Here is a 25058-nt window from a genome sequence, read left to right as displayed (position 1 = left end):
TGTGTAGTTCGGCCGATACAGCCACCTAGACGTCCCAACGAACCGGGACCTTGGACCCTAGTGGGACCCGCGCCGGGTATTTGGTCCCGGTGATCGATGCCCTCGGTACCTGCTCGGTCCTCGCGGGACAGGTGCACCGTGGAACTCGAGCGAATGACGACTGAGGACGGAGCACATGGCGAACGGGTGGACGAGGGCCGAGACCGAGGTACTGGCGAGGACGTTGCTGCGGGCGCCCTCCGTGCACAACATCCAGCCGTGGCGACTGGAGCTCGACGGCGGCCGTCTTCTCCTGCGTGAGCGCCGTGACGTGGCCCTGCCCGAACACGACACCCGTGGCCGGGACCGGCTCATCTCGTGCGGTGCCGCCCTCGCCAATGTGGAGCTCGCGGTCCGGGTTCTCGGCTACGACCTGACGACGCGGATGTTCCCGGAGGACGGCGAGCCGGACCTCGTCGCCGCGATCGAGACCACGGGGCGTTCGGCGCCGTCCGATGTCGACCTGCACCGGTACTCGGCGATCGCCCGGCGAGGGAGCTATCGTCACCCCTTCTCCGGCAGGCGTGTCTCCCGGGAGAAGATCGGCGACCTGATCGCCGCCGCGACCGAGAGCGGGGTCGAAGCCAGGCTGATTTACGACGAGCTGGAACTCTCCCGGGTCGCGGATCTGCTCGAATTCGCCGCCGAGGCGTATCAGCACGATTTGGCATATCAGCGCGAACTGGCCTTATGGACCATCCACGACGAGCAATATCACCGCCATGGCGTCGGACTGGCCGCGAGTACGCTACCCACCGGATCGCTTCCCTGGGCGGGGCTGGTCCGTCCAGGAACGGCTCTTCCGGATCGCCGAGTTCTCCAGCGTCGCCTCGCCGGCGAGACCTTGCTCGTCTTCCTCACCGTCGACGACAGCCGATACGACCACCTGCACGCGGGACACGCGCTACAGGACACCTGGCTCGAAGCGGTCGACGACGGTCTGGCCGGTTCTGTCCTGACCCAGCCGTTGCACCTGCCCGAAGTCCGTTCCGCGTTGGCGGAGGATCTGGAACTTCCCGGGTTTCCGCAGGCCGTCATGCGCTTCGGCTATCCCACCGGACTGGTACCGCCGAGCCCGAGCCGCGCGGTCGACGAAATCCTCGGAACGGGATTCTGAGCTCCGACGAGAAAGGTGGCATCGTGACCATCGCGCTGACCTTCCATGGCGGAGCCGGAACCGTCACCGGCAGCAAGTACCTGCTGGAAACACCCGGATCCCGCGTCCTGGTCGACTGCGGCCTCTTCCAGGGGCTCAGCGACCTGCGCCGCCGGAACTGGGCACCGCTGCCGCGTGCCTTGACCGACGTCGACGCCGTGGTGATCACTCATGCCCACCTGGACCACTGCGGGTACCTGCCGGTCCTGGTGCGATCCGGCTGGCGCGGTCCGGTGTACGCGACGCCGGGCACCGCGGCGCTCGTGCCGATCGTGCTGGAGGACAGCGCCCACCTCATGACCGAGGAAGCCGCGCACGCCAACAAGTACGGCTGGTCCAAGCACCGGCCGGCCTTACCCCTGTACGACGCGGGCGACGCGCGGAAGGCGATCGGACTGCTCGAAGAACTCGACTACGGCGCCGAGACGACGGTGGGCAAGGACATGACGCTGCGTTTCGGGCAAGCCGGCCACATCCTCGGCTCCGCCTGGGCACAGTTGCGGTCCGACGGGCGCGACGTCGTCTTCAGCGGCGACCTCGGCCGTCCGGCGCACAGTCTCCTGCGTCCGCCTTCACCGCGGCCTCCCTGCGACGCGCTGGTGCTCGAATCGACCTACGGCTCGCGCGTCCACCACGACACCGATGCCATGGACCGACTCGGCGAAACCATCCGGCGAACGGCCAGGCGCGGCGGCAGTGTGCTCATCCCGGCGTTCGCCGTCGACCGGACCGAAGTGGTGCTGGCCGCACTCGCGAAACTGATGCGGTCGCGCACCATCCCCGAGCTGCCGGTGTACGTGGACAGCCCGATGGCCTTGGCGGCGCTGAGGGTGTACCGCGAGGCGTTCCGCGACCACTGGCCGGAGATCCGGCCCGAACTGGCCGGGCACGATCCGCTGACCCCGCCTTCGTTGACCGAGCTCCGGACCGTGGAGGAATCCATGCGGGTCAACGCGCCGAGGATGCCTTCGATCATCATCTCCGCGTCGGGGATGGCGAGCGGTGGCCGGGTACTGCATCACCTGGAACACATGCTGCCCGATCACCGCCACACCGTGCTGATAGTCGGCTACGCCGCCCCAGGAACCCGCGCGCGCAGCCTCGCGAACGGAGCGAGGCAGATCAAGATCCACGGCCGGTACACCACGGTCCGCGCGGACGTGGCCCAGCTCGACGCCTTCAGCGCCCATGCCGACGCGGACGAGCTGGTGCGGTGGGCCAGCGCGGGAGCGGCGCCGAAGACCACCTATCTCGTGCACGGCGAGCCCGAGGCGTCGGCGGCGGTCGCCGAACGGCTTCGTGCCGAGCATGACTGGCAGGCCGTCGTTCCCCGTGATCGGGAGCGGGTGCTGATCTGACGGCTACAGGGAGGCTCTCGGCACTGCCGACAGGCGCCGGGTGGTCGTGAGTGAACGCCGCGCCGTCGAGTCAAGGCAGAGAGTGTCCACAACGGTCACTTTCGGGGCAGCAACGCGCCTGCTTTGTGCCTATAAGTCCAGTTTTGCGCGGGGTCGTGAGTGGCAAAGAGGGTTAGAACGACCTGTCATGTTTCAGGACTTCGTGAACAGATGTGTTTCAGGACTTCGTGAACAGTTTTGGTTTGGTCAGTGGTTGGTAGCGTACTGATCTGTCGAGTGTGAGCTGGCGGGCGACTGTGTCGCCGATCGTGATGGTGACGCGGTCGCCTTGCCAGAACACTGTGGCGGTGTGGCCTGCCCAGCGGCGGCCGAGGACGATGGAGCAGCCGGAGAAGGCGATGACGCCGGTGGCTGAGACCGGGCGCTGGGTGACGCCGCTGGGCTGGTGGCCGGTGCTGGCAGGGGCGGCTTTGCTGCGGGCGTCGTAGCGTTGCTGCGGGGTTTGGCCGTTGAGGCTCTGGTGGCGTCGCCGGGTGTTGTAGATCTTCCGGTAATCGTCGAGAAGGTGTTGCAGGGCAACGAGGTCTTCGGCCGGAGGCCGGGCGGCGAGCCATTTCTGCAGGGTTTGGTGGACGCGTTCGTTCTTGCCGCAGGTTTGCGGGTGATAGACCGAGGAGGCGATCGCGGTGACGCCCTCTCCGGCGAGGTGGCGTTCCAGCTCGACCATGCGGCCGCGGTGTTTGCCGGAGAAGGACAAACCGTTGTCGGACAGCACCTTCACCGGAACCCCGTGGCCGGCGAACGCCTGTTGCAACGCAGCCCAGGCGTCGGTGCCGTTCTCACTTGCCGCGGCGTAGGTGCCGACGTCGAGGCGGGAGTGGTCATCGAGGATCTGGATGATGCACACCTTCTGCCCATCGGCCAGGTAGTACTCCATGCCATCGATCTGCCAGCAGCCGTTGGGGTCGGCGTATTCGAACCGGCGCCTCGTGCGGGGCCTCTTCCGTGGCTCCGGGGTGATCTGGCCGTGATCACGCAGGATCCGGTAGACCGCCGACCGTGACGGCAACGGCTCGAACCCGGCGTCCTCCAGCCGCCAATGGATCGAGATCGGCCCGTTGTCCCAGCCCTCGTCCTCGAGTTCCTTACGGGCCCGCAGCACCGCCTCGGCCACCTCCGGCCCGAACGCGGCCGGACGGTGGCGCGGGGCGGTGCTGCGGCGGACGAACCCGTCCACACCCTCCGCGCGGACCCGCGTGACGTACTTGTGGAACACACCCCGGGAGATGCCACGTTCACGGCAGAACCCCGAAATGTTGATCTTCTCGCCCGCGGCGACCCGAGCGACCGCGGCGACGAACTCAGGATCCATCGAAAACCCTGTACTGCCCATCGCCGCATGATCACCACAAACACCCTGGTCACCACACCGACAGGCCGGTCACCTGTTCACGATGTCCTGAAACATCAACTGTTCACGATGTCCTGAACTCAGACAGACGGTTAGAACGACCATTGCCACTCACGACCCCCCCGGGCAAAGTACCCGAAGGGACACCATCGCCTGCTTGATGTCCCTTGTGGACGGTCGGGAACACGCTGGCTCCCCAGCGGCTCGATCACGCCACCTCAAGGCCGCCCTTGAGACATCCAACGTCCCCAAGGTGGCCTTCAGGACACCCCGCCGGGCAAGACACGACGGCCGGCCGGAAGAAGAGGGACGTTGGTCCCGTCGGCACGACCTCTTCGGCCGTATCGCCGCACAAGCCCGCGTTCCTACGCTGAGCCGATGGACGGACAGCCGGTGCGCCTGCGCGATGGCCGGACCGTCTTCGTGACCCGGGTGAGCCCGGCCGACGCCGAAGAACTCGGTGAGGCGCTCGTCGAAGCGGATCGGGACACGCTGTACCGCCGGTTCTGCGGGCCGCCTCCGAAGGTGACACCGCGCTTGCTGGCACACCTGACCGAGCTCGATTTCGACCGCCGCTACGCGCTCGTCGCGCGTGACGAGGCCGGGAAGGGCGTGGCGATCGCGCGGTACGAGGCGACGATCCAGCCAGGGGTCGCGGAGATCGCGGTCGCGGTGAAGCCTGGTTGGCGCCGGGCAGGGCTGGCGACGGCTTTGGTCACGAAGCTGGCGGAAGCGGCGTCGCGGCACGGGTTCAGCGAGTTCGCCGCCACCTACCTCGCCGACAACCGCGCCGTCGCCGACCTGCTCGACTCGGCGGGGGCGCGACGAGTGATCACCGACGGCCTCGCGGACGCGGCGGTGCGGCTGCCTTCCCAAACGTCCACAGTGGACTTATAGGTCGAAGGTCCCGTCACCCGGTTACGAATGCCGCTGCCTTCTTCTCATGTCGGTTCCTAACGTCCAAGGCAGTTGCCGAAATCAGGATGGGGTGAACCGCTATGCCGGAGAATTCCGGACATCGGGTCGTCGTCGGTATCGACGGCTCGGAGTCCGCTGTCAGGGCCGTCCGCTGGGCGGCGGATCAGGCGCGCCGCCGCCACGCGGAACTCGCGCTGGTACACGCGATCGACGACGAGTCGCTGAATCATCCGAGGCCGATGCCGACCCGGGAGAACCTCGCGGAAATGATCAGGATGCGCGGACATCGCCTCCTGCGGCAGGCCCGTGATGCCGCCAGGGAGATCGCCCCGGATCTCCACGTCTCCCTCCTGTTGCGGCACGAGCGCCCGGTGCAAGCGCTGAAGGACGCCGCCGAGAACGCGGACCTGCTCGTGCTGGGGACCGAGGGGCTGCGTCCCCTGGGCCGGGTACTGGTCGGATCGGTGTCCATCGCGCTGGCAGCACGAGCGGCGTGCCCCGTCGCGCTGATCCGCCCGCACGTCGCGGAAGCCGAAGCGCCGCAGGACGGACCGGTCGTCGTCGGCGTCGACGGGACAAGGACCAGCGAAGCCGCCCTCGCACTCGCCTTCGAGGAAGCGTCCTGGCGGCAGACCGAATTGGTCGCCTTGCATTGCTGGGACGACGCATTCCTTTCGGCGGTCTTCGAGGAGACGCACTGGAGCCTGGAGCGGGCCGAGATCGAGGAGAGCGCGAACGAGGTCCTCGCCGAACGGCTGGCGGGCTGGCGGGAGAAGTACCCCGACGTGCGTGTGCACCGGGAGGTGGTGCGAGGTCGTCCCGCCGACAAACTGCTCGAGCACGCCGACCGGGCGCAACTGCTGGTCGTGGGCAGCCGCGGCCGCGGCGGCGTCGCCGGGATGCTCCTCGGTTCGACCAGCCAAGCGGTGATGTCCTACGCGCTGTGCCCGGTGATCGTGGCCCGCGAGGCAGCGGGCCGGTGACCGGCTCCGCCATGGTCCGGGGAGCGGCGGGTCTCACAGCGGACGAAGCGGCGGCCGCGCTTCGCCGGGACGGACCGAATACCCTCCCCGCCGCGAAACAGCGGAATCCGTTGCTGACGCTGGCGGGGCAGATGGTCCATTTCTTCGCGTTGATGCTGTGGGCGGCGGCGGGGCTGGCGTTGCTCGCCGGGATGCCTGCGCTGTCGATCGCGATCGTCGTGGTCGTGGTGCTCAACGGTGCGTTCTCGTTCGCCCAGGAGTACCGCGCGGACCGTGCCGCGGAGCGGTTGCGGGATCTGCTGCCGGTGCGCGCGACGGTGCGCCGGGACGGGCGTGCGGTCGTCGTGGACGCGGCGGACCTGGTCGTGGGCGACGTGGTCCTGCTCGAAGCAGGGGACCGGGTGTGCGCAGACGGGGAACTCACCGAATGCGGCCTGCTCTCGGTGGACGAGTCGATGCTGACCGGCGAAAGCAGACCCGTGCGGCCGGAGATCGGCGGATCCGTTTTCGCCGGGACGTATGTCACCGAAGGACACGGCGTCGCGATCGTGACGGCCACCGGCGCCCGCTCCCGCCTCGCCGGAATCTCGGCGGTGACCGCGAGCGCGGTGCGGCCGAGGAGTCCGTTGGCCACGCAGTTGCACCGCGTGGTGCGGATCGTGGCCCTGATGGCGGTCGCGGTCGGCTGCGTGTTCTTCGCCGCCGCCCTCGGTCTCGGCCGCGCGGGAACGGAGAGCTTCCTCCTCGCGATCGGCGTGACGGTCGCGCTCGTCCCGGAGGGGCTGCTGCCGACCGTGACGCTGTCGCTGGCGCGGGCGGCGCAGAAGATGGCAGGCCGCAACGCCCTGGTACGCCGGCTCGAATCCGTGGAGACGCTGGGGGCGACCACGTTCATCTGCACCGACAAGACGGGCACGTTGACCCGTAACGAAATGTCCGTCGTCCGGGTGTGGACGCCGTCCGGGACCGTCGAGGTCGACGGTACGGGATACCGGCCGGTCGGCGAGCTCACCGGCTCTCCGGCGGCGGTGCGGGCGGCGACGGCGCTCGCGGATTCCGCGGCACGGTGCTCTCCGGACGCACACGCCGTCGAAGAGGCGAACGGGTGGCGGCCGGTAGGCGACCCGATGGAGGTGGCGCTGCACGTCCTCGCCGCACGTGCCGGAGTCACCGCCGCTCCGCAGCCGGTCGGACGGCGGCCGTTCGATCCGCGCCGGCGCCGGTCCTCGGTCGTGGACGTCGACGGCCTCCATGTCTCGGGCGCACCGGACACCGTCCTGCCCCTGTGCGCGGAGGTTTCCGGTGCGGACGAAGCCATCGCCGCGTTCAGCAGGGCGGGTCTGCGGGTGCTCGCGGTGGCGCGCAACGCCGAACCGGCCGCACAGGAGGAGCAGGGCGGGCTGACGCTGCTCGGCCTCGTCGGGCTGGAGGACCCGCCCCGGCCCGACGTCGGCGCCGCGATCGCGTCCTGCCGTCGTGCCGGGATCCGCCTGGCGATGGTGACCGGCGACCATCCGGGGACGGCGGCGGCCATCGCCGCGGAAGTCGGGCTGCTCGGGCCGGACCGGCTCGTGCTGGAAGGCAAGGACCTGCCTGCCGACGACGAGGCGCTCGGCAGGCTGCTCGATGTCGACGGTGTGGTGGTCGCCAGGGTCGCCCCGGAGGAGAAGCTCCGGATCGCGAAGGTCCTCCAGGCTCGCGGGCACGTCGTGGCGATGACCGGAGACGGCGTCAACGACGGGCCTGCCTTGCGCACGGCCGACATCGGTGTCGCGATGGGGGCATCGGGCAGTGACGTCGCGAGGGAGGCGGCCGATCTCGTCCTCCTCGACGATCATTTCGGCACCATCGTGGCCGCCGTCGAACTCGGGCGCGCGACGTTCGTGAACATCCGGCGCTTTCTCACCTACCACCTGACCGACAACGTCGCCGAGCTCACGCCGTTCGTCGTATGGGCGCTCGCGGGCGGGCAGATCCCGCTGGCCATCACCGTTCTGCAGGTGCTGGCGCTCGACATCGGCACCGACCTGCTCCCGGCGGTCGCGCTCGGCGCGGAGCCGCCGAACCGGCGCACGATGGAGGGGCCCGCGAAGGGTGGCTCCCTGATCGACGGCAAGCTGGTGCGCCGCGCCTTCGGAGTGCTCGGCCCGGCCGAGGCGCTGGCGTCCATGGCGGCGTTCCTGGTGGTGCTGCTGGGTGGCGGATGGTGGTTCGGCGAGGTGCCCGACACCGCGCTGCTCGCGACCGCGTCCGGTACCGCCTTCACCGCGATCGTGCTCGGCCAGCTCGCGAACGCCTTCGCCTGCCGGAGTGAGTCGCGCTGGGTCGGCAGGATCGGCTTGCGGGGAAATCCCTTGCTGTGGTTCGCGATCGTCTTCGAGCTCGCGATGCTGGCCGCGTTCCTGCTCATGCCGCCGCTGCCCGGGCTACTCGGTGGTACCACGCCGAGCCCGCTCGGCTGGGTGCTGGCCTTCGCCACCGTCCCGGTCGTCCTGCTCGCCGACACCGTCCACAAGGCGGTTCGTGCCAGGTCGTGACCGGCGTGCGATCCTCGCCAAGGCCGAGAGCTCGTTTTCGATGGCCTTGGCGAGGAAACCGGCGTCCGGCGCACTCGCGAAGTCCAGGGTGATCCCGAAGTTGAGCTTGTCGCGATAGGAGAAGGCGGCCACGCCGGTCCGCAGCCGCAAGGCGACCGGGACGTGCTGAAACCCCGGCTCTGGCGAGGACCGTTGCAGTCCTTTGCCCATCCAAATGAAGAAACCCACCAGGAGAAGCAAGGGGAGCAGGCTGCCGACGAAAGAGAGCACGCCCGACGTGCCCCCTGGCGCGCCGGTGACCTGGACACCCTTCTCCTTCAGCTTCGGCGACAACTGGTCGTCGTCGAGCGCGACGGGAAGCTGCGAGGTGAACGCGGTCTCCTCGCGGAGGTTCCCCTTGATCGCCCCTTCATCGTCGAACGTGACCTTCTCCACCTGTCCTTCGTCTACTTTGGACAGAAGCTCCGTGTAGCCGAAGGTGGCGGTCTCGGCGGTCAGCAGATGAGGGAGGAAGAACAAGTGCAGCATCACCAGGAAAGCCGCGGGAACCAGCCAGCGGCGCCAACCTGAGGGTTCAGGCGGGCTCGCCGGCGGTATCGGGTCGGAGGGCGGGCCCGGTCACCCGCGAAGCACGGCACGCCGTGTCTCGAACTCGTCCTTGTCGATCTCCCCGCGCGCGAACCGTTCGTTCAGGATCTTGATCGCGTCGTCGTGCCCGGTCGAAGTCTTGGTGGTGCGGCGCAACACGATCACCGAGACGGTGATGAGGCCGCCGACCAGGATGAGCACGGTGATCAGCATGAGCAGCATGCTGACCCAGCCGCCGTTGGAGTAGTGCCAGTAAGGCATGGTCGTTCCTTTCGGTTCAGTGGCTCCGGTAGCGCACTTCGCGGAGCACCGGCGTCCCGAGCGGTGCGAGGACCTCGTCGAGGTTCCGGCGCGGGGTCGCGGGCAGGGGATCGGCGTTGACCGGTGCCCAGCCGGTCCGCAGCACCATCTGCGGGAAGGTGCCGCCGGTGACCAGGTCCCGCACCTTCGTCCTGGTGTCCGCGACTTCCAGCGGTTCGGTGAGCGGAGAGGTCGCCAAGCCCAGGCTGGTCGCCGCGAGCAGCACCGCGCTGGTGGCCTCGCCCGCGCGGAGGCGCGACATGGCATCGTCCGAAGCCGTGCTCAACACGAGGAGCGCGGTCTCGTCCGCTTCGCCGGCCGCTCCTTCGGGCTGTCCGAGCAGGGGGTCGGCGAACGCACGCGCGGGCAGGGCGCCGGGGGTGTCGTCCTGTGCGGGTGCGTTCGCCGACGGGACGCCGTCGGGAGCGGTGTGCCTGCCGCTCCAGGCGGCGAGTTCGGTGCGGTACGCCGGGTCCGCCGCATGGACCTCGGCGGCTTCGGAGATGGCACGCGCGAGGTGGTAGCGGGCGGCGTCGAGAGCGGGGCGAAGGACGGTGCCTTCGTCCGCCGCGTGCCGGGCGAGGGTTTCGAGGTGCCCGGTCGGGACGGTCCAGGAGCTGTGCCTGCGCCGGTCGGTCCGGCGCCGGGGAATGGCGGCGGCGAGCGTGATGTCCTCCTGGGTGGGCTCGTGCCGGTGCAGCTCGACGGACGCCAGGTGGTCCGGCTCCGCCGGATTGGGCAACCGGTGCACCTCCGCCCGCCAGCCCAAGGCCGCGAAGCCGACCCGGAGGTGGTGCAGCGCCGCGCCACAACCGAGCAACAGGTCCCGGCCGTCGGGATCGGTCCCGGCCAGCTGCCGGGCCCGGTCGGCGTAGAGGTGAACGGTGCGATCTCCGACGCGCCATTGCCAGGGCTGGGAGTTGTGCACCGACGGTGCGCGGCATGCCAGGGCCACCGCGGTTTCGACCGTGTAGTCGTCGGGAAGGCCGTGGTCCATCGGAAACCTGCCTCTGCTCAAGGGAGTGAAGTGCCGTGTTTCAGGCTTCTCCGGACACGGCGGGCCGTGGAGGGCCGGAGGGCCCGGTTCGCCGGGCCGTTCGTTTCTGTTCTCCCGTGCGGTCGCGCGGGATCGTCGAACGGGTCCGCTCCCCGCAAGGAGGCGTCCCATGAGTTCCCCTGTCCGCGTCGAGGCTTCGCTCGATCCTGATCTGTCCCGCTGGCTGTGGCTGGTGAAATGGCTGCTCGCGATCCCGCACTATCTCGTGCTCGCGGTACTGTGGCTGGCGTTCATCCCGCTGACAGCGGTGGCGTTCTTCGCCATCCTGTTCACCGGGCGGTATCCGCGGGCGATCTTCGAGTTCAACGTCGGGGTTCTCCGGTGGGCGTGGCGTGTGCACTACTACGCCTACGCCGCGCTGGGCACGGATCGCTATCCGCCGTTCACCCTGGCCGACGTCCCCGGCTATCCCGCCCGGCTCGAAATCGATTACCCGGAGCGGCTTTCCCGCGGCCTCGTCCTCGTGAAGTGGTGGCTGCTCGCGATCCCGCACTACCTCGTCGTCGGTCTCTTCGCCGGAGGCGGGCTTTGGTTGTGGTACGGCTCCGACGAGGGCTTCCAGTGGGGAGCGGGCGGGCTCATCGGGATCCTGGTGCTCATCGCGGGCGTCATCCTGCTGGTGCGGGGTGAATACCCGAAGCCGATCTTCGACTTCGTGATCGGAATGGACCGGTGGGTCATCCGGGTGGGCGCCTACGCCGCCCTCATGACCGACGAGTACCCGCCCTTCCGCCTGGATTCGGGCGGTACCGAACCCGGCTCGCCGCTCGAAGGCCCCTCCGAACCGGTACGGCAGCGTCCGGGTACGGCGGGGTGGACGACCGGTCGTGTCGTGTCGGTCGTGATCGGAGTGGCCCTCGCCGTCCTGTCGACCGGTCTGATCAGCGGAGGTGCCGCGTCCCTGTGGCTGGACCGGGTCGACCGCGACGACGACGGATACCTGACGGTCTCGAGTACCTACAGCACCGACACCGCCGCCTTGGCGAGCGAACGGTTCACATTCGTCGCCACCGCCGCCGGCGAGGTCCCCGTTACCCGTGCGCTCGGCGACATCCGCGTACGGGTGACCGCTCTCGGCCTGAAGGACGTTTTCGTCGGTGTCGCGCCGTCCCCGGCGGCGGAACGCTATCTGAGCGGGACCGACCACGCGACGGTCACCGATCTCGCTTCGGGCGAGCTGGCCGTACACCGTTCTCCGGAGTCGCCGGTGCTCCCGTGGGAAGTGGGAATCTGGACGGCTTCGGCGGTCGGCCCGGGCACGCAGACGATCACCTGGCCGGACCAGGCCGGTGACTGGACCCTCGTGGTGATGAACGCCGACGGCTCGGCGGGGGTGGATGTCCGCGCGGAGGCGGGTGCGACCGTACCGGTACTCGGCTGGCTGTCCTGGACTCTGCTGGTATCCGGCCTGCTGCTGCTCGCCGCCGGGGTGGCGCTGGCCGCGGTCGCCGTAACCCGTGTCTCGAACGAACTTTCACCGATCAGCCAAGGAGAGTCGTGATGCAGGTACTCGTGGTCTTCGAGTCGATGTTCGGCAACACCGAGATCATCGCCAGGGCGATCGGCAAGGGCTTGGCCACCTCGTGCGAAGTCGACGTCGTCAACGTCGACGACGCCCCGGCCCAGTGGGACGGCCTCGGCCTGCTCGTCGTCGGCGGTCCCACCCATGCCCACGGCATGACCCGGCCCGGTACCCGCAAGAGCGCGCGGCAGGAGGTCGAAGGTGGCGTCCGCTCGGCGACCGGCGTCCGGGAATGGCTGAGCGCCTTGCCGACGGCATCACGCCGTGTGCCGTTCGCGGTCTTCGACACGAGGCTCCGCCGAGCCCGGTGGAGCTTCTTCGCGGACGTCGGCAAGAACGCCACGATCTTGGCCGACGATGAGCAGGAGCGCGCCGAGGCATGGGGAGCCGCGCTCGCCACGCGGCTTCTGCAGACCGCGGCCGGTTGAAGCCCCGAGGGACGACTCGCCAACTCCAAGAAGGAAGAAGCAGAACATGAACGACGTCGAAAACGCACGCGTGGCCAAGGAAGCACGGGACTCGATCGCTGCCGGGTCCGGCTCGTCTCGCTCGTCGGGTGAGTTGGCGGAGGCGGCGATGCGGAGATACTTCGCCGCGGAATCCTATCGCGCGCGGAAGCACGAGGAACGGTCCGAAGAGGACGAAGAACGTCCGATGACCGGAATGGCCGTCCGCGACGTCATGACCCGTGAGGTCCACTCGGTGCGGAAGAGTACCCCGATCGCGGAGATCGCCGGGATCCTCGTCGGCCGTGGGATCAGCGCAGTACCCGTCGTGAATGACGACCGGTATGTCATCGGCGTCGTCTCGGAGGCCGACCTGTTGCTCAAACACGTCGAGTCGGTCACCGCGTCGCGGCCGAGGGTACCGGGTATCCGATCCAAATCGGACGGACGAGCCGCGGAAGACGTGATGAGCGCCCCCGCTGTGGTCGTCGAAGCCGGTCGGCCGGTCGTGGAGGCGGCCCGGTTGATGGTGGGGCACCGGGTCAAGCGGCTGCCGGTGGTCGACCGCTACGGCAAGCTGACCGGCATCGTCAGCCGGGCCGACCTCGTGCACGCGTTCGTTCGGACGGACGCGGAGATCCGGGATGAAGTCCTCCGGGACATCTCGGAACTGACCCGTCGCCCGTCGCAGGGTGAGGTGCGGGCGGAGGTGGAAAACGGGACCGTGACCCTGCGCGGTGAGGTCGAGCGACGAAGTCAGGCTGTCCTGCTGGCGGCGTTGGTGCGTCGGATCGCCGGTGTCGTCAAGGTAGTCGATCACGTCCGGTTCGGATGGGACGACGAGGCGAACCGGTGAACAGGGATTCCGTAAAGGTCAACCTCCGGAGGGAAAGCGATGAGCTACGTACGCGACTTGTCGACGGTCAGCCTCGCCGACGCCGAATCGGCGGGCGGCAAAGGCGCGAATCTCGGCGAGCTGATCAGCGCGGGGTTTTCCGTCCCACCGGGGTTCGTCGTGCTCCGCGAGGCATACCTGGCCTCGCTCGACGAAGCAGGAGTGCGCGCTGAGATCGCGGCGTTGCACGAGAAGGCGCTCGCGTCGGCGGATGCGCCGGAGCAGCTGTCGGGGTTGTGCGACGAGCTTCGTGCCTTGGTCCACCGGGCGGGGATGACGGCCGGCGTTCTGACGGACGTGATCGAGGCCTACCACGGGATCGGGCAGTCGACGCCGATCGCGGTCCGGTCCTCGGCGACGGGGGAGGACGGCGCGGAAGCCTCGTTCGCCGGGATGAACGCCAGTTTCACCAACGTGTGGGGGGACAACGCCGTCCGGGAGCGGATCGTCGACTGCTGGGCGTCGTTGTTCTCGCCACGGGTGATCGGGTACCGCGCCGGGCGTGGTTTCACCGGGGAGCCCGCCATCGCTGTGGTCGTGCAGAAGATGATCGCCGCCGATCGCTCCGGAGTCATCTTCACCGCGGACCCCCGTTCCGGGGATCGTGACCGCCTGGTCGTCGAGGCGGTCTTCGGCCAGGGCGAAGCGATCGTCTCCGGGGCGGTCGAACCGGATACCTACCTGGTCGCCAAAGAAGGCCTGCGACTGGTCTCGGCCAGGGTCGGCAGTAAATCCCACAAGATCATCGCCGAGGTCGGTGGCGGAGACGTCAAGGTCGCGCTTCCCTCGCAGGCGGTGGGCCGCCGCGTCCTCGACGACGCGGCGGTGCTCGAACTGGCGCGGCTCGCGACCAGGATCGAAGACCACTACGGTACGCCTCAGGACATCGAGTTCGCCTTGGCGGGCAAGGAGATCTGGGTCGTCCAGTCCCGCCCGGTCACCACCCTTCCGCCGGATCGCGAGCAGGCTCCGGACGTCCTCGTCACGGGGCTGGCCGCGTCGCCCGGCGTCGGCGGCGGGACGGTCAGGGTGCTGCGCGATCCGGCCGAAGGCGGGCAGCTCCGGGACGGCGAGGTGCTGGTCGCGCCGATGACCAATCCCGACTGGGTGCCCGCCATCCGGCGGGCCTCGGCGCTGGTGACCGACGGCGGCGGGATGACCTGCCACGCCGCCGTCGTGGCGCGGGAGCTACGGGTTCCCTGCGTCGTCGGCACCGGCGACGCGACCCGGGTACTCGCGGGGCGCGGGCCCGTCACCGTCGACGGAACCACCGGCGAAGTGCGGTCCGGGTACACCAGGCCCTCGGCACACGCCGAACCGATCGTCCCGCCCGCCGCGGCCGAGACGATCGGAACCAGGCTCTACGTCAACCTCGCCATGCCCGAACACGCGGAAGAGGTCGCCGCGCGACAGGTCGACGGGGTCGGTCTGCTCCGGGCGGAGTTCCTGCTGACCGAAGCGCTCGGCGGCCGTCATCCCCGTGACCTCATCGCCAAGGGCGAAGAAGAGTCCTTTGTGGACTCGATGGCCGAGTCGCTGCTGCGGATCACCCGCCCCTTCGGCACTCGTCCGGTCGTTTACCGGACGACCGACCTGCGCAGCAACGAGTTCCGCGGTCTCGCCGGGGGAGAGGCCTACGAAGCCGTCGAGAGCAATCCGATGATCGGCTATCGCGGCTGCTTCCGCTACGTCCGGGAACCGGACCTGTTCGACCTCGAACTGCGCACGCTCGCCCGTGTCCGCGAACAGACGCCGAACCTGCACGTCATGATCCCGTTCGTCCGCACGAAATGGGAGCTGGAGGCCTGTCTCGACCTGATCGACGCGAGCCCGCTCGGACGGCAGCGCGGCCTGCATCGCTGGATCATGGCGGAGGTCCCGTCCGTGGTGCACTGGCTTCCCGAGTACGCCGGGATGGGCATCGACGGCGTGTCCATCGGCAGCAACGACCTCACCCAGCTGGTCCTCGGCGTGGACAGGGACTCGGCGGTCTGCGCGGAGTTGTTCGACGAAGCCGACCCCGCCGTGCTCGACACCATCGGGCGCATCGTCGGCGCGGCGCGGACCGCCGGGATCACCTCGTCGCTGTGCGGGCAAGCCCCCTCGGTGAAGCCGGGCTTCGCGGAACATCTCGTGCGGTTCGGCATCACGTCGATCTCCGTCAACCCCGACGCGGTCGACGCGTCCCGGCGCGCCATCGCGGCCGCGGAACGCCGGATCCTGCTGGACGGTGCCCGGTGAACGCGATCGAGATCCGCGGCCTGCGGAAGAGTTTCGGCCGCACCGAGGCGCCCGATACCCCGTTCAAGGCGATCACCGTCCTTCTTTCGTGCTGGGGAGTGAGCGGTGTGCCCGTCGTGGACGCCGACGGCACGGTGGTCGGCGTCGTGTCCCAGCGTGATCTGCTGGAACGCGAGATCCGGCACCGCCTGCTGCGGTTCCGCCCCGGTTACGGCGCAAGGTGCGGGGAAGCCGCGCCGACGAGCTGATGACCAAGCCCGCGATCACGGTGCCACAGGACGCAGGTGTCGACGAAGCGATCCGGCTGATGGAGGACCACGGGGTGCACCGGCTGCCGGTTCTCGACGACGCGAAACTGGTGGGCATCGTCGGGAGATCCGACCTGCTGCGCGGCTTTCTCCGGTCGGACTCGGGATTGCGCGAAGAGGTCCGTGACGAGGTCATCAAACGCGCGATGGCGATCGATCCCGACACCCTGTCGGTCGCCGTGCACAACGGCGTCGTGACAGTGAGCGGCCAGGTGGAACGCACCGGCATGATCCCGGTGATCGTGGCGCTCATCCGGCGGCTCGACGGTGTGGTGGACGTCCGCGAACATCTCACCGCCGAACTGGACGACAGCCACCTGCCGATCGAGGAACCGGTGAACACCGGCGTCATCGAGGCGTTCCAGCGTCACTCCTGAGCCGACACGGCCCGCTTTCGTCCTTTGTGGACGAGAGCGGGCCGGCGTGTGTCAGTTGCGGAAGAGGGCGACCTTGAGGGCGTCGCTCTCCTGAGGCCGGGCGAAGACGTCATAGGCCTCGTCCATCTCGTCGAGCCCGAACCGGTGCGTGATGAACCGGGTCGTGTCGAGCCTGCCGGCGGCGAGCATCCGCAGCAGCATCGAGGTGCTCGAGGTGTCGACCAGGCCCGTGGTGATGGTGATGTCGCGGATCCAGAGGTCCTCCAGATGCAACGTCGCGGGCGCGCCGTGGACACCGACGTTCGCGACGTGCCCGCCGGGACGGACCAGCTTCGTGCACAGTTCGAAGGTCTCCGGCACGCCGACCGCTTCGATCGCGACGTCCGCGCCGAGGCCGCCGGTCAGCTCGGCGATGGCCGCGGCCGGGTTCTCGCCGGGCTGGAGGAGTACGTCCGCGCCGAAGGTCTTGGCGGCGGCGAGCCTGCTGGGTTCCTTGTCGATCACCACGATGGAACTCGGCCCGAACAGCTGCGCCGTGGTGATCGCGGCGAGCCCGATCGGTCCCGCCCCGACGATCGCGACACAGTCGCCGGGCTGGACCTTCCCGTTGCGGGCACCGACTTCATAGGAGGTCGGCATGATGTCGGCCAGCATCAAGGCGGCCTCGTCCGCGACGCCTTTCGGCAGTGGATAGGTGGACGTCTCGGCGAACGGAACGCGCACGAACTCCGCCTGCACGCCGTCGATCCGGTGGCCCAGGACCCAGCCGCCACCGCCGAGACACTGCCCGTAGACGGCTTTCCGGCAGTATTCGCATCGTCCGCACGCGGTGATACAGGAGACGAGTACCCGATCGCCCGGCTTCAGGGTCGTCACCGCCTGGCCGACCTCCATGATCGTGCCGACCGCCTCGTGCCCGAGGATCCGGCCGTGCTCCACCGCCGGGACGTCGCCTTTGAGGATGTGCAGATCGGTGCCGCAGATGGTGACCGCGTCGACCCGGACGATCGCGTCGGTCGCCGCGGTGAGCTCCGGCTGAGGCCGGTCGGTCCAAGCCCGTCGCCCCGGCCCGTCGAAAACCAGCGCCTTCATGTTCTCTCCTTGTTCGCGGAAGGGCTATCGGTTCGAGCGTGTCGCGATGCGGCCGCTCGACACAGAGCCCAAAGCCCCTGCGGGGCGCGACATACGACCGCATCGCCGTCGCGACGGGGTGCCTAGCGTCGAGCGAGTCGATATCCGGACCTGGTCGGCTGAAGGATTTCTTCAATCGGACCCTGGTGCTGGTCTCCGGCGGAGCGAGGCTGGGCGACGAAGCCATGTTTGAGAAGGCGCGGGAGTCGATGGACGCCGGCGCCACCGGACTGATCTTCGGCCGCAACGTCTGGCAGCGAGAATATGACCAAGTACCGCGGAGAGAGTGAGTGATCGCGGCCCGGTCAGGATCTATGACCGCCGGCGTGCCACCGCCTTGCGTAGTTCTTCGGCGCACAGGACGGAAGACGCGATCGCGGTGGCGACGAGCCAGTCGAGGGCGGTCAAGGCGGTCGTGCCGAACAGGGATTGCGCGGCGGGCAGGTACACGGCGCAGATCTGGAGGGCGAGCACCGCACCCAGTGCGGCCCAGAGCCGCCCGTTACGGAAAAGGAGCCTGCCGAACGCCGAGGCGCGTTCGTCGCGGACGTTGAGAATGTTGAACAGCTGGAACACCACGAAGGTGACGAAGGCCAGGGTGTGCGCCACTTCGATGCCGCGGTCCAGGCCGTGGGAGAACGCAAAGAGGGTGCCGGCCACCATCACGAGTCCGGACGACACGATCCGCGTCAGGCGTCCAGCGCTGAGGATCTGCGCTCCCGGGCGTCGTGGTGGCTCGTCCATGACGGATCGCCGTGGTGGTTCCAGGCCGAGCGCCAGTGCCGGGGGACCGTCGGCGATCACGTTGACCCACAACAACATCAGCGGTGTCAGAACGCTGGTTCCGGTACTGAACAGCAGGGAACCCGCCACCATGGTGAGGATCGCGGCGACGTTGGTGCCCACCTGGAAGCGGACGAACTTGACGATGTTGTCGTAGATCGTGCGGCCGGCGCGGACCGCCCGGACGATGGTCGCGAAATTGTCATCGGTGAGGATCATCGCGGCGGCTTCCTTGGACACGTCCGAGCCGGTGATCCCCATGGCCACACCGATGTGGGCGGCTTTGAGCGCCGGTGCGTCGTTCACGCCGTCACCGGTCATGGCGACGACGTCGCCTCGCCGCTTGAGCATGTCGACGATGCGGATCTTGTGCTCCGGTGCCACTCGCGCGAACACGCCGGTGGTGGTCGCGGCCTGTTCGAGGGCACGGTCGTCGAGCCGGTCGATGTCCGGCCCCGACATGCCGTCGCCCTCGATGCCGACCGCGCGGGCGATGGAGGTCGCGGTGGCCAGGTGATCACCGGTGATCATCTTGACGTCGATGCCGGCGGTGTGGCATTCGGCGACCGCGGCGCGGGCTTCCGGTCGTGGTGGGTCGAGCAGTCCGATCAGCCCGATCAGGACCAGCCGCCGCGGCAGCGCGGGCACCTCCGTGTCGCCGTGGGCGACGGCCAGTACGCGCTGACCTCGGCCGGCGAGGTGATCGAGTTCCGCCAGTACCCTCCGGCGTTCGTCGTCGTCGAGCGGGACGTCACCGTGTTCCCGGCGCACATGGGTGGCCAGGTGGAGCAGGACGTCCGCCGCTCCCTTCACGTGCGCACGGAGCGCTCGCCCGTGCTGGTGAAACGTCGCCATGTACTTCAGGGCGGAGTCGAAGGGGATCTCGGAGACGCGGGGAGTGGCGCCGCGCAGCGCCATGACGTCCAATCCCGCTTTGCCCGCCAGGGTCACCAGCGCGCCCTCGGTCGGATCGCCGACCAGAGCGGCGTCTTGGACGACGGCGTCGTTGCACAGCACCGCGGTGGTCAGCAGCTCACCGAGGTCGGGGAGTTCACCACCGTCTTCGGCGGCGATCGCGCCTTCGAAGCCGTAGCCTTCACCCGATACCAGGTAGCGGCGACCGGCGTACCACAGCGAACGCGCGGTCATCTGGTTCAACGTGAGAGTGCCGGTCTTGTCGGTACAGATGACCGTCGTCGCGCCGAGGGTCTCCACCGCGGGGAGCCGTTTGACGATCGCGCGCTGACGGGCCATGCGCCGCATTCCCAGCGCCAGTGTCACCGTGACGACCGCGGGCAGCCCCTCCGGGATGGCGGCCACGCCGAGCGCGACGGCCAGTGTGATCACCTCGCCGATACCGCCGCCCGCCGCGAATTGCAGTATCGCCACGAGCAGGACCGCGACACCGGCGAGATAAGCCAAGCGGACGCCGAGCTTGTCCAGCTGCCGCTGCAACGGTGTCCGTGTCGAATCGGTGCGTTCCAGCAGCCCGGCGACCTTGCCGATCTCCGTGCGCATACCGGTGCCCGTGACCAGCAGCTCGCCACGGCCCCTGGTGACGATGCTCGTCATATGGACCATGGACGTCCGATCGGGTAGCGCCACTTCGCTTTGCCGTGGCTCCACGGATTTGGGCACCGGGGTGGATTCGCCGGTCAACCCGGATTCGTCGGCTTCCAGGTTCACCGTCGACAGCACCCGGCCGTCCGCGGGCACGCGGTCACCGGCTTCCACCAGGACGACGTCCCCCGGCACGAGTTCGGCCGCGGGCACCTCGGTCACCCTGCCGTCGCGGCGGACCCGGGCAGACGGGCTGAGCAGGCTCTTCAGCGCGGCGACCGCTCGATCCGCCCGTCGTTCCTGCACGAAACCCAGGACGCCGTTCAAGCCGAGGACCAGCCCGATGACGAGCGCTTCCCGATACGACCGCTCCACCACGCCCGCCAACGCGGCCGCCACCACGAGCACGAGGTTCAGCGGGCTGGCCACCTGTGCCACGAGCACCCGCCACCACGGCCTCGACGCTGCCTCGGCGAGCCGATTGGGCCCGGTCATCTCGAGCCGGTCGCTCGCATCCGAGGAATCCAGGCCACGTCCCGGATCGACGTCGAGGCGGGACGCCAGTTCCGCGGTCTCCACGGACCAGGGATTGGAGACTTCCGGCATCTGCCGGGTCGCGCATCCGTTCGCCGGTGCGGTTTTCACTGCCGGGTGGGCGGGACGACGGCCACCGGAGAGGCGGAGTGGTGGATCAACGCCTGGCTGGTGGAGCCCAGAAGCAGTCCGCGGAAGCCGCCGCGGCCTCGGGAACCGACAACGACGAGCTGGGCGTCCTGCGAGAGTTCGAGGAGCGTGTGCGCGGGCCGGTCGCGAACGACGACACCCTGTACGGGAACGTCGGGATACCTGCTTCGGTAGGCGTCGAGTTGCTGGTCCACCAGCCGCGTCTCCACTGAATGGATGCTCTCCCAGTCCAGAGCGGCGACGAACTTCCAGGCGGTGTCCACGGCGAAGTCCGACCACGCGCGCACGGCGACCAGCCGCGTACCGCGCGCCGCGGCGGCGTCGAAGGCGAAAGCCAAAGCCGCATCACTCGTCGGCGAACCGTCCACACCGACGACGACCGGCGCGTCCTGTGGCCGGTCCGTTCCCCGGACGACGACGACCGGGCAATGCCCGTGCGTCGCCACCGCGACCGCGATCGAGCCGACCAGCAGCCCGGTGAACCCGCCAAGGCCGCGAGAGCCAAGCACGATCAACTCCGCCGAGGCCGAGCGCCCGATGAGGTACTCGGCCGCGGCTCCGCCGCGCAGCTCGGTGGTCACGTCGACCCCGGGGGCGGCTTCCCTGGCCGCCTCCAAGGCCGCCGCGAGTATTTCCCGCCCTTGTTCGGTCAGCGCGTCGGCGTACGGCCTCGGCAGCTCCACCCCGGGTGGCACCTGTACCGGGATGAGCATGCAGGCATGCGTGATCGACAACGGCACCTTCCGCCTCGCCGCTTCGGTCGCGGCCCAGCGCGCCGCGTGGAGGGCCGAAGAAGAGCCGTCCACACCCACCACAACCGGTCGCACGTCTGGTGCGGTCATCGTGTCCTCGAATCGGGAGTAGTCCCCGCCCCCATCGGGCGGTGCTGATCACGTCACTCAGCCTGCCGTTCCCCACGTTCCGGCCCCAGTGCCATCGGCCGAGTTCCGTAGGGACCAAGGTCCCCGGCCGAGTACGTCGAAGATCCCTAGGTGCCGCACCATGTTCCCGGCAGGATCGGGAAAAGAGAGACCGGTCGTGGCCGCATCGGCGCCTTGCGAGGCCTGGTCCGATTCCCCGAATAAGGAGAATTCCTTGCTGTCCCCAGCATCCGCCGCGGAGGTTCGCGCCACCTTGCCCGTCGTGCGCGCGCACGCCGTGGAAATCACCGGTGAGTTCTACTCGTCGATGTTCGCCGCGCATCCGGAACTGCTCGACCTGTTCAACCAGGGCAACCAGGCCGACGGTCGTCAGAAGCTCGCACTGGCGTCGGCCGTCGCCGGCTTCGCCGAGCACCTGCTCGACGGCGACGGCGCCGCGCCGTTCGAACGCGTCGCCGAACGGATCGCGCACAAGCACGTGTCGCTGGGCATCCGGGCCGAGCAGTACCCCCTTGTCGGCCACTATTTGCTCACCGCCGTCGGCACGGTCCTCGGTGCCGCGGTCACCCCCGAAGTCTCCGCGGCGTGGCACGAGGTCTACTGGCTGCTCGCCTGCTGGCTGATCGCGGCCGAGGCCCGTCTCTATGAACGCGGCGATCTCGATCCTGCCGACCTTTGGCGACGCTGGCGCGTGGCCAAACGCGTCGACGAGGCCGTCGACGCGGTGTCGTTCACCCTGGTGCCGGATGACGGCGCCGCCGTACCGGACTTCCTTCCCGGCCAATACGTTTCGGTCGCGATCGACCTGCCCGACGGCCGTCGCCAGCCGCGCCAGTACTCACTGTCGCAGGGCCCTGGAAGGGGTTCATTGCGGATCACCGTCCGCCGGGTTCGCGGCCACGACGGCGCCCCGGACGGCGCGGTGTCCAATCACCTGCACGACCGTGTGGCCGAAGACGAGACCCTGCTGGTCGGGCCGCCCGCGGGCGAGACGACCCTCGACACCGGCGACGGACCGGTGCTCCTGGTCAGCGCCGGGATCGGGATCACCCCGATGGCCGCCATGCTGGATCACCTCGCCCGTACCCAGCCGACCCGGCGGATCATCCTCGCCCACGCCGACCGCTCGCCCGCCCAGCACGCGCTCCGGCCCGAATGCGCCCAGACCGCGACGGGTCTGGGCGAGGTCGAGGAGTTGTATTGGTACGAGCACGACCACGACGACCGCTCGCAGTCCGGCCTCATGGACGTCGACGCGCTACCGCTTCCTTCAGGCACCACCGCCTACCTGTGCGGCCCCTTGCCGTTCATGCACGGGATCCGCGCCGGGCTGATCCGGCGCGGCCTGGCCGCCGAACGTGTTCACTACGAGGTGTTCGGCCCCGGAATGCTCGACCAGGGCTGATCCCGTGTGGAGTACCGAAGGCCCTTTCCTGCACGCCATCGACCACGGAACCTTCAAGCCCCCGAAGTGGCTGACATGCCGAGCGGGACAGGCTCGCCAGTTTCTCGACGGTTCACGGGCGGTCGTGGTGTCGGCGGCCCAGGCTCGAAGGACTTGGATGAACGGTGGCAGCGACTTGAGAAGCTGATCGCCGAGGGCGGCGTCGAAAGTGAATGCCCCGTCAGCCGGCTCGCTCCTGCGCCGGGTGCAACCGACGCGGCGCCTGGTACGCGGATGGCGTGCAGGGACATGCGGCTTCGAAGGCCATCGCCTTTTTACGACTGAAGCCCCGCCCCTCCGAGGAGGAGCAGGGCTTCTGACCTGCGAAAACAGATGGTGCGCGATACTGGGATTGAACCAGTGACCTCTTCCGTGTCAGGGAAGATCGAACTAGCTCCTGACCAGGCGTTTCCTCTGTTTTCGCAGGTCTCCGGTCTCTCGTTCCTCCTCGTTGGAGCGGCTTCAAACGCGTTGCGGCGCGTTCCGGTCGCCTGAATATCGCCAGTTGATCACGACTTGCTGGCTACGAGGAGTTACTTCGTGTCTGCCAAAGCTGTTGGATTCCCAGTTGAGCGTGACGCTGTTCTGCAACTGGTCACGGTCATCGTCGGTGTCATCGTCGGGTTGACGTTCTTGTTCGGGTTCGGCAACGTCCTGGCGTTCGGTCTCCGGTTGGGTCGCTCCGTTGGTCGCTCCTGCCGTCGACCTGTCGGTCCTGGCGTTGCTGATCGCGATCTGTCAGCTGTCGCTGTGTGGCGCACCTGCCGAGGTGATCCGACCTGCGCAACGGCTACTGCTGGTCTCGAGCGTCATCACGTTGGCCATGAACGTGGCCGAGCCGCTCGTCGCGGGGGAGATCGGCCGGGCGCTGTTTGATGCGGTCGGCCCGCAACTCCTGATCGGCTGGGCCGACGTCGGCCCAGTACTACTCCGGGAGCTCGCCTCCACGACTTCGCCCGAAGAGGAAACGGCCGCTCTGTCGGCGTCGCCGGCTCCATGCGCACGAGCGGCTCCTGAAGTCCCTGCGGATACGCGGCCTGAGCTGGTCAACTCGATGACGACCTCGTTGAGCGAGCCATCGAGGTGGACCGCCGTCATCGCGAGGAGCATCAACGCCCGATCTCGGCGGAGGGCCTTATGCGGCTCTTCGGCCTGGGGGCAGAACGTTCACGTTTGTTGATGCGTACCGTCCGTGCGCGATGGGAAGCCGATTACTCACTGCGTGGTGTCGTTGAAGGAGCACGCGATCGATGAGTAGTACCTCGTGGACCTCAGCCGACAGAACGGGGGTCGGCCTGGGGCTGCGGGCGCCCGTATGGCGTGCCGGCCGGCCGATCTTATTGGCCGGGGGCAGGCCCTGATGTGCGCCCGCCCGCTTCGCTGGACCCCCAGGCCTCTGGGTCGATTCCCACGCTACGGCGTCTGAATGAAACTGACTTCGGTTCGATCTGTGCTTCCTGCTTGCACTTTGCCGGATAGTCATTAGCGACAGTTGTTGCAAACGCCATTCTGGAGATCGGTCTTAGGGGATTGCGCGAAACATTCTTTACAGGTTTCAGTCAGTGACTGACGCCGCTGGCAGTCGCAGCGTCCGCATCTTGGGCAGAACTCGTAGAAGCAACGACCGTCAATCCTACGAAACAGACGGTGGAGCTAGTGGAGGTGGCCTCCTTGCCCGACGCGGACGAGGACTGGACAAGGTATGTCCGGCACTATCTGCCTACGAAGTACTCCGGACCGCTGATGAGAAAGTTGGAAAAGCGATACTGGACACGCGAAGTTGCTGCAAACAAGCCGCTAGTCTTCGCGATCCAAGACTTCACCAACCGCTGTCGATGACGTATAGCCACGGCGCGCTGCCCATCTACCTCTATGGTCGGTTCGTCGAGTCCGCACCTGGCGACGACGGGGGACTGGCGACGCGGTCAGTCCAGATTAGCGAGCACCGTTGGGGCGAGAAGAGCGTGCCATCGAACTTCTTTTCCCAGCCCGGAGCCGAGAACGTCAGCGCCGTGCTATTCAATTCCAGCGGCACAATCTCCAAATTCAACCGCATGGGTGTCAACGCCGGGTTCGGCGATGACGCTACCATTCTCATCCGCACCGGCCGCTGCTGGAATCCAGGCCCGAACTCCTCCGAGGCCCTGCGCTTCGCGCACGTCGTCAGACCGGACCAGCTCGAGACGTGGATGGAAGGCATGGACGTGTTCCACAACCCCCAGGCCTTGCACCCCCTCGACCCCGCTCTGCTGCCTGAAGCGGCCCATCATCGTCTCCGTCCGGATGGGCTGATAGACCAGATCTCCCGGCTGGAAGCCGATCACGTCAACTACATCGATCATCGAACTCCACACCGACCAATAGCGTGACGAGCGCTGCAGGGCATCCCGGATGGCCGAGAGCTTGCGCGTGTTGTGGCGGATCGGGCCGTGGGTGGAT

21 protein-coding genes are annotated in these 25058 nt (G+C 68.3%); 14 read left to right on the top strand and 7 right to left on the bottom strand.

Annotated elements, in window-relative coordinates; all coding sequences use genetic code 11:
- The first annotated feature begins 175 nt into the window (after positions 1-175).
- Both AORI_RS64030 and AORI_RS64025 read left to right on the top strand, forming a co-directional pair.
- Positions 176-1156: an Acg family FMN-binding oxidoreductase gene (locus AORI_RS64030; protein WP_016334943.1), complete on the top strand. Its 981-nt coding sequence runs from the start codon at positions 176-178 to the stop codon at positions 1154-1156.
- A 23-nt stretch (positions 1157-1179) separates the two neighbouring features.
- Positions 1180-2553, top strand: a complete 1374-nt coding sequence (locus tag AORI_RS64025; RefSeq protein WP_016334942.1) for an MBL fold metallo-hydrolase RNA specificity domain-containing protein — start codon at positions 1180-1182, stop codon at positions 2551-2553.
- Between the two features lie 217 nt (positions 2554-2770).
- Here the strand turns inward: AORI_RS64025 and AORI_RS64020 are convergent, their stop codons facing one another.
- On the bottom strand, positions 2771-3925 hold the full coding sequence (locus AORI_RS64020) for an IS481 family transposase (RefSeq protein ID WP_016334941.1): 1155 nt from the start codon (positions 3923-3925) through the stop codon (positions 2771-2773).
- Positions 3926-4342: 417 nt separating this feature from the next.
- On the opposite strand from AORI_RS64020, the gene AORI_RS64015 reads away from it, so the two are divergent.
- The 3 genes from AORI_RS64015 to AORI_RS64005 all read left to right on the top strand — a co-directional run bounded on the left by AORI_RS64015 (position 4343) and on the right by AORI_RS64005 (position 8402).
- Positions 4343-4861, top strand: a complete 519-nt coding sequence (locus AORI_RS64015) for a GNAT family N-acetyltransferase (protein ID WP_016334940.1) — start codon at positions 4343-4345, stop codon at positions 4859-4861.
- Between the two features lie 101 nt (positions 4862-4962).
- Positions 4963-5865 carry a universal stress protein gene (locus tag AORI_RS64010; RefSeq protein WP_016334939.1) on the top strand — a complete coding sequence of 301 codons (903 nt, stop codon included), beginning with the start codon at positions 4963-4965 and terminating at the stop codon, positions 5863-5865.
- Positions 5862-8402, top strand: coding sequence for a cation-translocating P-type ATPase (locus AORI_RS64005; RefSeq protein ID WP_081809698.1), 2541 nt, complete (start codon positions 5862-5864; stop codon positions 8400-8402). Before AORI_RS64010 ends, AORI_RS64005 begins: the two co-directional genes overlap by 4 nt.
- Here AORI_RS64005 and AORI_RS84385 read toward each other — a convergent pair.
- The 3 genes from AORI_RS84385 to AORI_RS63990 all read right to left on the bottom strand — a co-directional run bounded on the left by AORI_RS84385 (position 8292) and on the right by AORI_RS63990 (position 10287).
- Positions 8292-8954: an ATP-dependent metallopeptidase FtsH/Yme1/Tma family protein gene (locus AORI_RS84385; protein WP_338024062.1), complete on the bottom strand. Its 663-nt coding sequence runs from the start codon at positions 8952-8954 to the stop codon at positions 8292-8294. The two genes, AORI_RS64005 and AORI_RS84385, sit on opposite strands and share 111 nt — an antisense overlap.
- A gap of 66 nt (positions 8955-9020) precedes the next feature.
- Positions 9021-9251 carry an SHOCT domain-containing protein gene (locus AORI_RS63995; RefSeq protein ID WP_016334936.1) on the bottom strand — a complete coding sequence of 77 codons (231 nt, stop codon included), beginning with the start codon at positions 9249-9251 and terminating at the stop codon, positions 9021-9023.
- 16 nt (positions 9252-9267) lie between these two features.
- Positions 9268-10287, bottom strand: a complete 1020-nt coding sequence (locus AORI_RS63990; protein WP_016334935.1) for an Acg family FMN-binding oxidoreductase — start codon at positions 10285-10287, stop codon at positions 9268-9270.
- A 169-nt stretch (positions 10288-10456) separates the two neighbouring features.
- Between AORI_RS63990 and AORI_RS63985 the strand changes: the two genes are divergently transcribed.
- Genes AORI_RS63985 through AORI_RS84375 form a run of 6 tightly spaced genes read left to right on the top strand, consistent with a single transcriptional unit; the run spans position 10457 to position 16136 of the window.
- A complete protein-coding gene (locus tag AORI_RS63985) occupies positions 10457-11848 on the top strand; it encodes a DUF4389 domain-containing protein (RefSeq protein ID WP_016334934.1) in 1392 nt (463 codons plus the stop codon).
- A complete protein-coding gene (locus AORI_RS63980) occupies positions 11848-12297 on the top strand; it encodes a flavodoxin family protein (protein WP_016334933.1) in 450 nt (149 codons plus the stop codon). Before AORI_RS63985 ends, AORI_RS63980 begins: the two co-directional genes overlap by 1 nt.
- A gap of 46 nt (positions 12298-12343) precedes the next feature.
- On the top strand, positions 12344-13171 hold the full coding sequence (locus AORI_RS63975) for a CBS domain-containing protein (RefSeq protein WP_016334932.1): 828 nt from the start codon (positions 12344-12346) through the stop codon (positions 13169-13171).
- A gap of 39 nt (positions 13172-13210) precedes the next feature.
- Positions 13211-15451 carry a phosphoenolpyruvate synthase gene (ppsA, locus tag AORI_RS63970; RefSeq protein WP_016334931.1) on the top strand — a complete coding sequence of 747 codons (2241 nt, stop codon included), beginning with the start codon at positions 13211-13213 and terminating at the stop codon, positions 15449-15451.
- Positions 15448-15699 (top strand): CBS domain-containing protein, encoded by a 252-nt coding sequence (locus tag AORI_RS84380; RefSeq protein WP_016334930.1) that lies wholly within the window; start codon positions 15448-15450, stop codon positions 15697-15699. Before ppsA ends, AORI_RS84380 begins: the two co-directional genes overlap by 4 nt.
- On the top strand, positions 15699-16136 hold the full coding sequence (locus tag AORI_RS84375; protein WP_016334929.1) for a CBS domain-containing protein: 438 nt from the start codon (positions 15699-15701) through the stop codon (positions 16134-16136). Before AORI_RS84380 ends, AORI_RS84375 begins: the two co-directional genes overlap by 1 nt.
- Before the next feature lie 51 nt (positions 16137-16187).
- Here AORI_RS84375 and AORI_RS63960 read toward each other — a convergent pair whose 3' ends face one another.
- Positions 16188-17228 carry a zinc-dependent alcohol dehydrogenase family protein gene (locus AORI_RS63960; protein WP_016334928.1) on the bottom strand — a complete coding sequence of 347 codons (1041 nt, stop codon included), beginning with the start codon at positions 17226-17228 and terminating at the stop codon, positions 16188-16190.
- 38 nt (positions 17229-17266) lie between these two features.
- On the opposite strand from AORI_RS63960, the gene AORI_RS84725 reads away from it, so the two are divergent.
- Positions 17267-17557, top strand: a complete 291-nt coding sequence (locus AORI_RS84725) for a hypothetical protein (protein WP_081809697.1) — start codon at positions 17267-17269, stop codon at positions 17555-17557.
- A 22-nt stretch (positions 17558-17579) separates the two neighbouring features.
- Here the strand turns inward: AORI_RS84725 and AORI_RS63955 are convergent, their stop codons facing one another.
- The gene (locus tag AORI_RS63955; RefSeq protein WP_043848182.1) at positions 17580-20216 is read right to left on the bottom strand and encodes a cation-translocating P-type ATPase; all 2637 of its coding nucleotides are present in this window, start codon (positions 20214-20216) and stop codon (positions 17580-17582) included.
- 35 nt (positions 20217-20251) lie between these two features.
- Positions 20252-21136: a universal stress protein gene (locus tag AORI_RS63950; RefSeq protein ID WP_043848181.1), complete on the bottom strand. Its 885-nt coding sequence runs from the start codon at positions 21134-21136 to the stop codon at positions 20252-20254.
- 253 nt (positions 21137-21389) lie between these two features.
- On the opposite strand from AORI_RS63950, the gene AORI_RS63945 reads away from it, so the two are divergent.
- Complete coding sequence (locus AORI_RS63945; RefSeq protein ID WP_043848180.1) at positions 21390-22580, top strand: globin domain-containing protein; 1191 nt, start codon at positions 21390-21392, stop codon at positions 22578-22580.
- Between the two features lie 1874 nt (positions 22581-24454).
- Complete coding sequence (locus AORI_RS82225) at positions 24455-24988, top strand: hypothetical protein (RefSeq protein WP_016334922.1); 534 nt, start codon at positions 24455-24457, stop codon at positions 24986-24988.
- Positions 24989-25058 lie beyond the last annotated feature (70 nt).

Source organism: Amycolatopsis keratiniphila (assembly GCF_000400635.2).
Taxonomy (GTDB): domain Bacteria; phylum Actinomycetota; class Actinomycetes; order Mycobacteriales; family Pseudonocardiaceae; genus Amycolatopsis; species Amycolatopsis keratiniphila.
Note: the sequence above shows the minus strand (reverse complement) of the source record. Positions and strands in the feature narration are given on the sequence as shown.